Genomic DNA, 13,845 nt, shown 5'->3' with positions numbered 1-13,845 from the left:
CCTCACACAAACTGGTTACGCTGACGGCCGGCTCCGCGTAACCAGTTTGTAAGGCGGGCGCGATCTATGACGATTCGTGGCGAAATCAGGTCTGAGCATGTTGATGCTTTGGCCGCTGCGGGAGTTTGCACGGATTCCTTCATCGCGTGGAAGAACTCCCTAGGCGCGTGTCAATCGTTCATTGCTGCGGATCAGCTCCTGATTGAGAGCGTTGGAAATCCGCGGTGCGCCCGCATGCCGGCGGAATCGGTTGTGGGAGTTTATCGCGTTTACGTCGATTTGGCGCTAAACTCCCGGCGTCCTGATTTTGTGAACCGCATGATTTCAACGATTCCGTTGGGAGTTCTTGTGGGGCTTGCCTCAATCCCTACTGTTCTGCCGGGAGTTTATCGTGTTCGCGTTGATTTGATGTTGAACTCCCGGCGGCCTGATTTTGCGAACCGCATGATTCCAACGATTCCGTTGGGAGTTCTTGTGGGGCTTGCCTCAATCCCCACTGTTCTCCCGGGAGATTATGCCCATGCCGATCAATTCGTCGCAATCTCCCGTGTCCGACCGTTTCTACTACCTTCGGCCGCATCCGCATCTGCATCCGACTGTATCCGACTTCACCCCACTCACCCCACTCACCCCACCAGCACCCTGACACCTATCGAAGTCAAACGTTCAACCCGTTGATATTACAGCCTTCCCGACATGTCCACATAGTGGACATCGCTTCCTTGAACCGGTCCAACCCTCCTATGGTTAGGGGCCAGTTGGGAAGACATCCCAAAGAGAACCGAAAGGAGGACGCCACGATGAACGGTCTGCTGTTGTTGCGAGTTTCCGCACGAATTATTAGCCCGTCTTCGTTGGCGGACTGATTCGGTACATGCTGAGCCCCGCTGACGAATGCGGGGCCGGACAGATCATTCGCCCTGCATACATCGCGGGGCTTTTTTGTTGCACTGCAAATCCCACAAGGATCGCCACAGATTCGCAACCAGCATCCAGCTCAAAACAAAACAGATGGAACCGTGTCGCACGCGAGTGACGTCGGCACGTCCAGGAGCAATCCAGGAGCAATCATGACAGCAGTCGAACAGACGACTGGCCTTCAACAGGCCGCCGGCAAAGTGGAACAGATGACGCGCGATTCGGTTCGCACCGTCATTGCCGCTTCCATGGTCGGCACAGCCATCGAGTTCTATGACTTCTACGCATACGGCACCGCCGCTGCGAACTATTTCCCGAAGGTGTTCTTCAGCGACACGACCAACCCGACGGTCGCGCTGCTGATGTCGCTGCTCACCTTCTCCATCGCGTTCATCGCCCGCCCGGTCGGCTCCCTGATTTTCGGCCATTTCGGCGATCGCATGGGCCGCAAGACCACGCTGGTCGTTTCCTTGCTGACGATGGGCACCGCAACCTTCCTGATCGGCTGCCTGCCGACCTATGACATGTGGGGTGTCGCTGCGGTCGCGCTGTTGTGCCTGTGCCGCTTTGTTCAAGGCATCGGCCTGGGCGGCGAATGGTCTGGCGCCGCGTTGGTGGCGACCGAAAACGCGCCCGCCGATAAGCGTGCCCTGTACGGTTCCTTCCCGGAGCTGGGCGCCCCGATCGGCTTCTTCCTGTCGAACGGCACGTACTTCCTGCTGGAAAGCTTCAATGACAACGCCGCGATGGTCTCTTGGGGCTGGCGTGTGCCGTTCCTGCTGTCGAGCGTGCTGGTGATCGTCGGCCTCGTTGTGCGCGTGCAGATGGAGGAGACCCCGGTCTTCCGCCTCGCCCAGCAGCAGCACAAGGTGATCAAGTCCCCGCTTACCGAGGTGTTCCGCAAGAGCTGGCGCCAGGTGATCCAAGCCACGTTCATCGTCGCTGTGACCTACACGCTGTTCTACACGCTGGCCACCTGGTCGCTCGCTTGGGGCACGAAGACCGTTGAACAGGGCGGTGGCGGCCTCGACTTCACGAACCGCGAGTACCTGCTCATGCTCATGATCGCCATCTGCGTGTTCGCGCTATTCATCGTGCTGTCCTGCGTGTATGCGGACCGGATCGGCCGCCGTCGCGTGCTCGTGTTCTCCTCAGTTGCGCTGGTGGTGTTCGCGCTGGTGTTCCCGTACCTGCTCATGGGTCACCGCAACTTCTTCCAGGTTGAGCTGTTCCTGTGCGTCGGCTTTGCCCTGATGGGCATCGCCTTCGGCCCGATCGGCGCGTTCCTGCCTGAGCTGTTCGATGCGAACGTGCGCTACTCGGGTTCCGGCATCGGCTACAATCTCGCCGCGATCGTGGGTGCCGCGTTCGTTCCGACGATCGCCACCTGGCTGTCCCATCATTGGGGCGTGCGTTCGGTCGGCCTGTATCTCGGCGTGATGGCTGTGTGCTGCCTGGTCGCGGTGCTCAGCTGCCGTGAGACGAAGGACACCGATTTCACCAAGTGACGTCGGCGCGTGGAGCCGGCGGTCGCGGTCGCGGCTTTCGGCAGTCGGTCAGCGGATTGCCGGCTCCCCGTCATGGGCGTCGTCGCAGGTTGCACGCTTCGGCGTCTGTCCGCAGTCAATACCTGAGATATCTGAATATTGATATCTGACCACAAATAACTGAACACGTAAGTACATAACGACATAACTGAAGACGACATAACTGAATATCGATTCCACTTTGGATTTTGGCGCGATTCCGAGGCGTGGCGGTTGGTTTTCCGCCCGCCGCGTCCCGGTTCCGCACTACGGTCCGGAGACCAACTACCCATGTGCTTGATGGCTTACGAAAAAAGTTTTGCCGAGATGTTCAACTAGTGGAACGCGTTCGATACAGGACGCCGGTTCTAGTATGATGGGCATCAATCAAGGACAAAATCCTTTTTGCAGAAGTTACAAGCAAAGTGCCGGTATCAAGCCGGCAAGGGATTTTCCCAAAACAAGGAGTGCTACATATGGCAGCAACTATCTGGTATGAGAAGGATGCGGATCTCTCCGTGCTCAATGGCAAGAAGGTCGCCATTCTCGGTTACGGCTCCCAGGGCCATGCCCATGCGCTGAACCTGCGCGATTCCGGCGTTGACGTCGTCGTCGGCCTGCGCCCGACCTCCAAGTCCGTGGATTACGCCAAGGAGCAGGGCCTCGAGGTCAAGTCCGTGCCGGAAGCGGTCGCCGAAGCCGATATCGTCATGATCCTGCTGCCTGATCAGTACCAGGCTCAGGTCTACAAGGAGCAGGTTGAGCCGAACCTGAAGCCGGGCGCTGCTCTGGCCTTCGCTCACGGCTTCAACATCCACTACGGGTACATCAAGCCGACCGAGGATCACCCGGTGTTCATGGTCGCCCCGAAGGGCCCGGGCCACATTGTGCGTCGTGAGTACGCCAACGGCCGTGGCGTCCCGGTGGTTGTGGCTGTCGAGCAGGATCCTCGCGGCGACGGCTGGGACATCACCCTGGCTTACGCGAAGGCTCTCGGTGCTCTGCGCGCCGGCGCCATCAAGACCACCTTCAAGGAAGAGACCGAGACCGATCTGTTCGGCGAGCAGGATGTCCTCATGGGCGGCATCAACCACCTGTGCGACATGGGCTTCGACGTGCTGACCGAGGCTGGCTATCAGCCGGAGATCGCCTACTTCGAGGTGTTCCACGAGCTGAAGATGCTCGTCGACCTGGCTAACGAGGGTGGCCTGAACAAGGCTCGTTGGTCCTGCTCTGACACCGCTCAGTACGGCGACTACACCTCCACCGTGATCAACGAGGAGACCAAGAAGCGCATGGAGTATCAGCTCAAGCGCATCCAGGACGGCTCCTTCGCCAAGGAGTTCATGGATGACCAGGCTGCTGGCGCCCCGAAGTTCAAGAAGCTGCAGGAGGAGTACTCCCACCCGCACCTCGAGACCGTTGGCCCGAAGCTGCGCGCTATGTTCTCGTGGAACAACCAGAAGGATGCTGACACTGATATGACCGAGTCCTTCAACGGCAAGATCGCTCGTACCCAGGTGCAGTGATTGCGGGCGGCGCTTTGGCGGCTGAGCCAGTGGCCGGCTAGCCGAGGTTCCGCATAGCGTTTGAAAGAGACCGTCGTCCGGTTCGTCCGGCCGGCGGTCTCTTCGTATGATTGCTTGGCTGCTTGTCTCAGCGCATGAGATCGAGCAGCTGACGGACCATCTCGGGGCCCCACCAGTCGCGGTATCCGGCCTTGGTCGGGTGCACTGGATCGTGCATGTACAGCGCGCGGCGGTCGTCGGGAATCGCATTCCACGCGGCATCATGCCACAAATCGATAATGCCGAAGCCATGAATCCGCTGAATATCGAACAGCAAATCCACCATCGCCTGATACCGCGGGCTGTCGAATCGCGCGCCCGTGAAGAACACGAGCGGGCAGTCCCAGCGTCCGCGGACCATCGCGACGATATGATTCAGCGCGCCGGCCACGGTATGCGTGTCGGTTTCGCCGGCATCTCCCAGCGGCACGTCATGCGAGGCGTCGTTGGTGGATAGCTGGCAGATGAACAGGTCAATCGGCAGGCTCGCGGGAAGCCGGGTATCCAGCCGGTGCACGTAGGAACCGTCATCGAGGTCGGCGAGCGTGGTGCCGCTTACGGCTTCCTTGGCCAGGCGCATATCCAGCCGCCGTGCGATATACTCGCCCGGTCCGTCGGCCAGCGAACACGCCCCGTAAGCCACCGATGACCCGAGGATCCCCAATGTCTTGCCCGCCCAGGGCGGCGCCGGAATCGGCTTGATTGCGCTGAAATCATAGGCGGTCGCGTTGCCTGGCTGTCCGTCGGTCCCCGGGTGCAGTTCGGCAGGATACGTGATGATCGCCTGCGATGGTTGCGTTGCGTGCCCCGCTTGCACTTGTGCCGCTGATGCTGGTGTTGCTGGTGTTGTCTTGGTAGTCATATGCGTTTCATCCTACGCGAGTGGAAGGTCACGACCCTTGGAATTGGCCACGCCTTCCGATGCTCCGTTGCATGTCGTGAAAATGAGGTTGACGCGCCCGGAGGATAAGGGGAACAACCTCCGAACGCGCCAAGTCTAGGATTGCGGTACGTCGCTGCGGAAGGGGATGGCGGGCAGCCCGTCAGCGTTGTGCACGGGTGCAGGCCCCCAACTTCGCCAGGCGTACCGGATGGCTGTCGGCCGGGATATCTCGGGACAGGACACGCGAATCGCGCCGCTGCCGCGATTGTCGCCGCCGGCCTTGGACCCATATACGATGTCCGCGGCAGCGTCATGGAAGACACCGTCCTCGCCGGCAAGCTCGAACCCGGATTGTCCGGCAATCCGGGACAGCGCATCCAGCCCGCCGGTGTTCCCGGTGCCGGGTACGGTGCCGTCGAAGCGCAGCCCGTCGGCATGGCGATACCGTACGAGCACCGCCGCCCCGTCGACTGCGCCATCCCCGGGGGCCGCATGGGAGGGTCCGCTTTCCAGCAGGATTTCCACGGGTTCGGGCCCCCAAGCGGCGATGTCGCGGTGCCCGTACATCGTGTGCAGCGCCATGGCGGCTGTGCGCTCGCCCACGGTGCGCTTGTCGTACGGGTGGATGTTGTCGTATTCGCCGCAGTCGATGGTGCACACGGTCGTGACATCGGGAATGTCGCGCGCCGCATCCCATTGGGTTTCGCGGATCACCGGCCAGTCAAGCGGGTCGGCGTGCGCTTCGGCGGTCGCACGGTCAATCCATTGCGGGAGCTGGATGATGATGAACGGCAGCTCGGCGCAATGCGCCGCATACCCGGAAACGCCATGCACGGTATTCCCGCCGATGCGCCACATCTGACGCCACAAGTCGATCATCTGCCGCAACAGCGTCGCGTAAGACGCACTATGCGGTGCATCCTCTTCGCCCTGATACCACAGGACGCCACGCACCGCGTACGGCGCGACGCGTGCGACCATCGCGGTGAAGGCCCCGGTCGGCCGGTACTGCGAATGCGGGGTGACCGGCGGCGGCCAGGGGCATTCGCCGTAGTTCGCATTGAGCTCGTCCCAGCTGACGTTCGGGTTCGCGGCTCGTGCGGCCTCGATCTGCGCGTTCCAATGGTCGAACCTGGTTTTCCACGCGAGCGTCATGTCGTGGAAGTCCTGTTCGGTATGCCCGGCCAGCGCCTGCTGGTAGCGTTGCCAATACGGCCGTCCGGCATCGCCGGATTCAACAGTCGCCTCATCCATCCAGCAGGTGATCGATGTGCCGCCGATGTAGCAGTCGATGATGCCAATCGGCACGGTGTCGCCGAATTGCCGGCGCAACTTGGCGGCGAAATAGTAGGCGATGGCGCTCATGGTCCCGGTGGTGTCGGGCGCGCACGCCTGCCACGTGGATCTGCGTTCGGCGTCGAACAGCTCGTCGCCGACGTCGCCGCTTTTCGGGGTGTTGTAGAAGCGCAGCAGCGGGTCGGCGGATTGCGCGATGGCCTGGGCCGCCTCGCGGGTGCTGTGCAGTTCGAATTCCATGTTGCTCTGCCCGCTTGCGAGCCAGACTTCGCCGATCATCACGTCATGGAAGACCAGTTGGATCCCGTTCGAGGCGGTGAGTTCGAGCGTGAATGGGCCGCCCGCTTCCTGCGGGGGCAACGTGATTCGCCACGAGCCGTCCGGGCGGATGGTGCCATCAACCTCTGCAAACGTTTTCGGGCCGCCGCTCGCCGCCGATGCTGCCTCGAACAGCCTCGCGTGGATGCGCGTGCCCGGCTTGCCGTGACCGAATACGGGGATGGGCCGGTGCCGTTGCATCACCATGTGGTGCGAGAAGATGGCCGCCACGTTGAAATCGGCTGTTCCCTGAGGCTTGCCGATCGAACGGTTGTCTGCGGCTCGGCCGGCATCTGAGCCGGGTGCTGGCCCTGTCACGGTGTGCGCCGGGGCGGTGGTTCCCGGCGCCGGTCCGGTTACGATGTGTGCGCTCATGTCAGTCGCTCCAGATGTCGTCGCCGTGGCTGCGAATGAAGCCGACCAATTCGTTGGCCATTTCCTCATGCTCTTGGACGCGCGGATGCCCGGGTGTCGCTGAACCGTTTCGCGAGTACAGGAAATGAACGATATTCGGGTCGTCGACGGTGTTGACTGTCTCGTCAATCGCGTGATCCCAGCTTGGATCATGCTTGAGCACGGTGGTTGTGCAGATAATCAGCGCCTTCGGATAGTGGCCGCGCAGAGCGCGGAGGAAATCGGCGTATCGTGCCCGCCAGTGGCGTGCGGCGTCGCCGTCGTACTCTTGCGCCATGAAATCGTTTGGATGCGAGTCATTCTGCCCGATGGCGACGATGACGACGTGCGGGGTGTAGCGGGAGAAATCCCATTGCCGTGTCGGGCCGAGCGACGGATTGTATTCGATGCGGTCCCAGATGCTTTCCATACCGATGTAGTTCGGCGCGTGGAACCAGCCAATTCCGTCGAGTAGTGACGCGCCCCCTTGGGCGATGTCGTGCAGTTGGGCACCGAGTTTGCGTGCGGCTATGGCACCGTAGGACAGCCATGAGTTGCTGTAGGGGCTTAAGTCCACATCAGGGTCGCAGGCGCCCGCGTACAGAACCGCTTCATCGCGTTCCCCCGCAGATACTGAATCACCGTAGATTTCGATGCGTCGTGCCGGTTCGGGAACACTGGGCGGCTGTATTTCTGCGGAATCGTCGATGGCGAGCCAAAGCAGTTCCAAATAGTGCTCGCCATCCTGCCGCTTGTAGATGGTCGCCTCGTGTTCGATGTCAGGCAGATGGCTGGCCAGGGTGAGTGTGACGGGACGGCTGTCGATAGGTATGCGGATGCAATATGGGGTGCCGTCGATAATGACGCCGATTCTGCTGTCCCCATAGTCATGATGGTTGATCACGGTAAGGCTGAGCGTGGTCCCGGTGAATCGGAAACTCATCTGCGTGTACGGGAATACCCAGACGGGACGGTCCGGATTGCCGTCATCGATACGTCCCATGACGCGCAGCGCGGGGTCATGGGGTGAGATGATGCGAGACATGGTCCTCTTCTTCCTTCCGTGGTACGGGTTTCGGTGGCTTCACCGCCGCTGTTGACTCCGGTGTCGTTGCCGGCGCATCGTGCTACCATCGTGCTTAACCGTTTCAGAATGGTAGCGCGGAATGTCGGCAGATGCAACTATGCGTGGCTAAAAAGACACGCCATCACCTGGCATAGCGAGAAAGGCCTCATATGCACGTACCACGACATTTCGTATTCGGCACCGCGACCGCCGCATACCAGATCGAAGGCTCGCCGAAGGCTGATGGCCGCACGCCGTCCATCTGGGATGTCTACAGCCATACGCCGGGGAAAACCGTCAATAGCGACACCGGCGACATCGCCTGCGATTCCTATAAGCGCTGGGAAGACGACCTCAACCTGCTCGTGGACCTCGGCGTCGACGCCTACCGTCTGTCCATCGGGGTGCCGCGAGTCATCCCAACGCCCGACGGCAAGTCGAACGAGGCCGGTCTCGACCACTACGAGCGCATCATTGACGCGCTGCGCGACCGTGGCATTCGGCCTGTCGTCACCCTCTACCATTGGGATCTGCCGCAGTACATGGGCGAACAGGGCGGCTGGCTGAACCGCGACACCGTCTATCGAATGGCGGATTATGCGCGAATCGTCGCACGGCGGCTCGGCGACCGCGTGGACGTTTACACGACGCTCAACGAACCGTGGTGCTCCTCCTACCTGAGCTATGGCGCCACCGAGCATGCGCCGGGTCTCGGCCTTGGCGCCGGCTGCTTTCCGACCGTCCACCACCTCAACCTTGCGCACGGCCTTATGGCACAGGCGGTTCGATCGGAAGTCGGCACTGCCAGCAATGTCTCCGTCACCTTGAACCTGCAATTCAACCGCGGCGACGCCGACGCCGTGCACCGTACCGATCTGATCGGCAACCGCGTGTGGCTTGACCCGATGCTGCGCGGCTACTACCCGGCGGAACTGTTTGACGTAACGCGCAAGGCGTGCGACTGGAGCTTCGTGCGAGACGGCGACCTGAAGCTCATCAACCAGCCGATCGACCTGCTGGGCGTGAACTACTACAGCACCGGCCTTGTCGCCCTCGCCAAGGCCCCGCACACCGACACGGGCGCGACCGCGTGGCCGTGCTGCGAGAACGTCGACTGGTTGCCGACGCCCGGCGAGCACACTGCGATGGGTTGGAATATCGACCCCGAGGGGCTGACCGACCTGCTGGTTCGCGTGCACAATGACTACCCGTCGGTCCCGCTGGTCGTCACGGAGAACGGTGAGGCGTGCGACGATGTCGAAACCCAGGAAGCCGATGGCACCTTCGCCGTGCACGACGCCAACCGTATCGACTATCTGCGGCGTCATCTTGCGGCTGTCGGCAAGGCGATCAGCGCCGGCGTGCCGGTGGAGGGGTATTTCCTGTGGTCGCTGATGGACAACTTTGAGTGGGCGTACGGCTATTCGAAGCGCTTCGGCATCGTGCGTGTCGATTACGACGAGGATTGCCGTCGCGTACCCAAGGACAGCTTCGCATGGTACCGCAGGGTGATTGCTGACCGCGAGCTTCCGGAGGCATAACCTGGTCGTGCCGGCGCGCCGTAGGTTACGGCGTGCCGGATAGCAGACGGATTGGGGGCGGTGACGCGCATTGGTCGCGCGGCCGCCCCCAATCCGTCGTATTGTGCACTTGTTGTTAGTGCCTAGCTGCTTTGCTTAGCTTTGCTTTGCGTGGCGCGCCCGTGCGGGGTTTCAAGGCGCAGATTACAGTAGCGGTCTCTTTCGACGGCCTGCGAACTGAAACGCTTCAATGTACGTTGGACCGGTATTGGTGGTCTTGCGGTCGAAAACATACCGCGACAATCGCCGAATTCGACATATGCACGGCGTGTCGTCTGCTTAGTCATGTCGAGCGCAACGGAAGAGGTAAGCGTCATGCCGCGAATGCTTGACAGCTCAAGGGATTAGGACATGGTGCCTCCGGACATACGGGCGGTCTCTGATGGATGGCGATGATTAAGCGTTTCATGAATGATTCAGCCTAAATCGGCGTCATCTCCTCGGTTGGATTAATCGGGAGAGGAACCATAAAATCGTTGGAAATTAGCCACTTAGCGGTACCGCTCCGCGAGCTGCGTCAACTGAAATGCAGAACTGAACGGTCAGTGAACCGGGCTGTCGGCGTGTCGGGAACTTAACCGGTTGACAAGCCGCAAAGCATGCGTTAGTCTGAACATCGTCATCACGGAGGCGCCGGTTACGGAGCCTTCAGATAGATCTTCCGCAACGGTTCAGTGATGAGACGACGGAAGCAACAGGGCGCGGGCGGCGCAAGCTCCCGGGTCCGAACCCATCAATGAGGAGAACAGGATGAAAGTCATCACCAAGATCACGGCGGCAGCGGTCGCGGCTACCTGTGCAATCAGCCTGGCAGCGTGCGGTGGAAGCAATGGCGGCTCCAAGAGCGCTACGAACGTGAGCTACCCGGAAATCAAGCTTGGCACCACTGGCAAGGACATTAAGACCACCATCAAGGTGTACACCAACCGTACCGATATGCTGCAGGATTCCTACACCGGCACCAGCTGGAAGCAGTATCTTGCAGAGTTCAACAAGATGTATCCGAACATCACCGTCAAGGTCTCCGGCGGCACGGACTACGCGAACAGCGCGCTGACCCGCCTGCAGGGCGGTGACTGGGGCGATGTCATGCTCATCCCGGCGGTCGACAAGTCCGAGCTCAGCAACTACTTCCTGTCTTATGGCAAGACCGACGCCATGAGCAACGAAATCAAATACGTGCACGCCCAGGAATACAAGGGCGAGGTCTACGGCGTCCCGGCAACCGGCAACGCTGTCGGCGTCGTCTACAACAAGAAGGTCTTCAAGGAAGCCGGCGTCGACAAGCTGCCTACCACTCCGGACGAGTTCATCGAGGACCTCAAGGCCATCAAGGAAAAGACCAAGGCCATCCCGCTGTACACCAACTATGCGGCCGGTTGGACCATGGGCGCCTGGGATTCCTACATCGGCGGCACCGCTACCGGCGACGCCAAGTACATGAACCAGGAGCTGCTGCACACCAAGGACCCGTTCTCCGATCCGAAGGACGGCACCCACGCCTACAACGTGTACAAGATCCTCTACGACGCCGTCAAGGACAAGCTCACCGAGGACGACTACTCCACCACCGACTGGGAAGGCTCCAAGTCCAAGATGAACAACGGCGAGATCGCCACCATGGTGCTCGGCTCCTGGGCCGTGTCCCAGATGCAGCAGGCCGGCGACAACCCCGACGATGTCGGCTACATGCCGTTCCCGATCTCCGTCAAGGGCAAGCAGTACACGACTTCCGCCGCTGACTACTCCTACGGCATCAACAAGAGCTCTTCTGCCGACAACCAGGAAGCCTCGATGATTTTCGTAAAGTGGATGACCGAGAAGTCCGGCTTCGCCTACAACGAGGGCGGCATCGGCGTCGCGAAGAGCGACACCAAGCTCCCGGACCTCTACTCCCAGTTCGACAAGGTGAAGTTCCTCGAGGACGAGCCTGCGGTCTCCGGCGAGGAAGATCTCTTCAACGACCTCAACTCCGATTCCGAGCTCGCCATCAACGCCGGCGGCGACAAGCGAGTCCAGGCCATCGTCGAGCACGCCGCCAACGGCGACGAGTCCTACGACGCCCTGGTCAAGGAGTGGAACTCCAAGTGGAACGACGCCCTCAAGACCGAGGGCGTGAGCGTCAAGTACACCACGGTCGCCAAGTAACACCTCGACCATCATGCGGTCGGCCCGGCTCCTGAGCCTAGGCGTCGGGCCGACCGCATGATGACGTTCACCGGCCGGTTCCCTGAACGGCCGAGAAACCACAGAAGGTATCAAGAAGGTATCAAGAGAAAAAGGGGAATACAGTGACTGCAACAACAGCAGGCGCAACGGTTGACGAGACCCGGGCCGATGTGCCGTTCAATACGCAACCACGGGACTGGCGCAGGGGCGTGATCATCGTTCTGTTCTGCCTGATTCCTGTGACGCTGCTGGTGGTCTTCACATACGTGCCGTTCGGCAGTATGATCGGCTACAGCTTCTACAAGATGAAGTACATCGGTACGCCGCGCTGGGTCGGCCTTGACAATTACGTGCAGGTGTTCACCCGCCCCGACACGCTTTCGTCGCTTAAGCTCAGCCTCTACTACATGGTCGGCGCACTGCTTCAGGTTGCTCTGGCCCTGTATCTGGCGACTGTGCTGTCCTTCAAGGTCAAATGCGGCAATTTCTTCAAGGCAGTGTATTTCTTCCCCTATCTGATCAACGGCATCGCCATCGGCTTTATTTTCAAGTTCTTCTTCACTCGCGGCTTCGTCTTTGACTCCGTGCTGCAATGGTGCGGTTTCGACCTCAAGAGCCTGCCGTACTGGCTCAAGGACCAGCGCATCAACAACTGGTCCCTCGTGGGCACCTCCATCTGGCGCTACCTGGGCCAGAACGTGATCCTGTTCATCGGTTCGATGATGTCCATCGATTCCTCGCTCTATGAGGCGGCCGAGATCGATGGCGCGAACAAGTTCCAGCAGTTCCGTCACATCATCCTGCCTGGTATCAAGACGATCCTCGTGCTCAACGTGATCCTGTCGATCACCGGTTCGCTGTCCGCCTTCGAGGCCCCATTCGTCATCACGACCGGCGCCAATGGCACGGCCACCTACTTCGTGCTCATGGATCATCTCGCCCACACCAACCAGAAGGTCGGCCTGGCGTCCGCCATGGCGATCGTCCTGCTCGTCATCATCCTGATATGCGCGCTGTTGCAGAAGCTCCTGTTCGCCTACGTGTTCAGGGACGCCGATGACGGCACCCAGAAAGCCCTGAAGAAAGCCAAGAAGATGGAAAAGCAGCGTCGCAAGCTGCAGCGCAGGAACGCGGCCCTGTTCCGCGACGGCGCCTCGAAGAGCGCAACCGGAAAGGCGGTGGCATGATGTCCGCAGCTACCAAGACCAAGCAGATCGACAAGGGTGCGACCCCCTGGTACAGGTTCAAGGTCGGGTTCTTCGTCTTCCTCAAGTACTTCAGCCTGATTTTCGTGGCGTTCTGGGCGGTCCTGCCGGTCGTCAGCTGCTTCGTGACCGCAGCCAAGACCGACAAGGAATACCAGTCGACCACGGTCATGCAGTTGCCATCCAACTGGTTCAACTTCGAGAACTACGTGAAAGCGTTCAAGTACTCGAACATGGGTGTCGCGTTCCGCAACTCCTTCATCGTGCTGATCGTCGTCCTGGTGGTCACCACGATCATCGGCACCCAGCTCGCCTACGTGCTGAGCCGCTTCAGCTTCCCGGGCAACGCCCTGATCCGCGGCATGTTCGCGCTCGCCGCCCTGCTGCCGGGCATCGCCATGCAGGTCTCCCTGTACAAGATGATGGTCAACATGCACGCGGTGAACACCCTGTGGGGCTACATCCTCATGATGTGCGGCACGGACGTGATCTCCATCTACGTGTTCATCCAGTACTTCGAGAACATCCCGGTCTCCCTGGATGAATCCGCCATCGTGGACGGCGCAAGCTACTTCACCGTCTATTCGAAGATCCTGCTGCCGCTGCTCAAGCCGGCCATCGTGACCTGCATGATCCTCAAGGGCGTCGGCGTGTACAACGAGTACTACTCGGCGAACCTCTACCTGCAGGACACCAACCTGAAGACGGTCGCCATCGCGCTGTACTCCTTCACCGGCCCGATGGGCAGCCGCTACAACCTCATCTGCGCCGGCGTGATCATCACGCTGCTGCCGATGCTCATCCTGTTCCTGCTGTTCCAGAAGCAGCTCTACAACGGCATCGCCGCCGGCGCGGTCAAGGGCTGACCGCCGTCCGCCGACTATCCGAGAACTCGTGGGCTGTGCTGTGCTGCTTAACCGGTA

At 60.6% G+C, this 13,845-nt stretch carries 9 protein-coding genes; 6 read left to right on the top strand and 3 right to left on the bottom strand.

Features of this window, described 5'->3' with window-relative positions:
* Positions 1 to 1,070: 1,070 nt before the first annotated feature.
* Both K315_RS0103210 and ilvC read left to right on the top strand, forming a co-directional pair.
* Positions 1,071 to 2,426 carry an MFS transporter gene (locus K315_RS0103210; protein WP_029576159.1) on the top strand — a complete coding sequence of 452 codons (1,356 nt, stop codon included), beginning with the start codon at positions 1,071 to 1,073 and terminating at the stop codon, positions 2,424 to 2,426.
* Between the two features lie 494 nt (positions 2,427 to 2,920).
* A complete protein-coding gene (ilvC, locus tag K315_RS0103205) occupies positions 2,921 to 3,973 on the top strand; it encodes a ketol-acid reductoisomerase (protein ID WP_029576158.1) in 1,053 nt (350 codons plus the stop codon).
* A 127-nt stretch (positions 3,974 to 4,100) separates the two neighbouring features.
* Here ilvC and K315_RS0103200 read toward each other — a convergent pair whose 3' ends face one another.
* From K315_RS0103200 to K315_RS0103190, 3 genes are all read right to left on the bottom strand, one after another.
* Positions 4,101 to 4,874 (bottom strand): SGNH/GDSL hydrolase family protein, encoded by a 774-nt coding sequence (locus K315_RS0103200; RefSeq protein WP_081666372.1) that lies wholly within the window; start codon positions 4,872 to 4,874, stop codon positions 4,101 to 4,103.
* A 135-nt stretch (positions 4,875 to 5,009) separates the two neighbouring features.
* Positions 5,010 to 6,884 carry a sialate O-acetylesterase gene (locus K315_RS0103195; protein WP_029576156.1) on the bottom strand — a complete coding sequence of 625 codons (1,875 nt, stop codon included), beginning with the start codon at positions 6,882 to 6,884 and terminating at the stop codon, positions 5,010 to 5,012.
* A 1-nt stretch (position 6,885) separates the two neighbouring features.
* Positions 6,886 to 7,947 (bottom strand): GDSL-type esterase/lipase family protein, encoded by a 1,062-nt coding sequence (locus tag K315_RS0103190; protein WP_029576155.1) that lies wholly within the window; start codon positions 7,945 to 7,947, stop codon positions 6,886 to 6,888.
* 191 nt (positions 7,948 to 8,138) lie between these two features.
* On the opposite strand from K315_RS0103190, the gene K315_RS0103185 reads away from it, so the two are divergent.
* The 4 genes from K315_RS0103185 to K315_RS0103170 all read left to right on the top strand — a co-directional run bounded on the left by K315_RS0103185 (position 8,139) and on the right by K315_RS0103170 (position 13,788).
* Positions 8,139 to 9,509: a GH1 family beta-glucosidase gene (locus K315_RS0103185; RefSeq protein WP_029576154.1), complete on the top strand. Its 1,371-nt coding sequence runs from the start codon at positions 8,139 to 8,141 to the stop codon at positions 9,507 to 9,509.
* A 789-nt stretch (positions 9,510 to 10,298) separates the two neighbouring features.
* Positions 10,299 to 11,696: an ABC transporter substrate-binding protein gene (locus K315_RS0103180; protein WP_029576153.1), complete on the top strand. Its 1,398-nt coding sequence runs from the start codon at positions 10,299 to 10,301 to the stop codon at positions 11,694 to 11,696.
* Between the two features lie 143 nt (positions 11,697 to 11,839).
* On the top strand, positions 11,840 to 12,904 hold the full coding sequence (locus K315_RS0103175; RefSeq protein WP_029576152.1) for a carbohydrate ABC transporter permease: 1,065 nt from the start codon (positions 11,840 to 11,842) through the stop codon (positions 12,902 to 12,904).
* Positions 12,901 to 13,788 (top strand): carbohydrate ABC transporter permease, encoded by an 888-nt coding sequence (locus K315_RS0103170; RefSeq protein WP_202962325.1) that lies wholly within the window; start codon positions 12,901 to 12,903, stop codon positions 13,786 to 13,788. The genes K315_RS0103175 and K315_RS0103170 overlap by 4 nt, the downstream gene beginning before the upstream one ends.
* Positions 13,789 to 13,845: the final 57 nt, after the last annotated feature.

Source organism: Bifidobacterium thermacidophilum subsp. thermacidophilum DSM 15837, assembly GCF_000426425.1.
In the GTDB taxonomy this organism is placed as follows: Bacteria; Actinomycetota; Actinomycetes; order Actinomycetales; family Bifidobacteriaceae; genus Bifidobacterium; species Bifidobacterium thermacidophilum.
The sequence above is the reverse complement of the archived record's forward strand: the minus strand, read 5'-3'. Positions and strand labels throughout refer to the sequence as shown.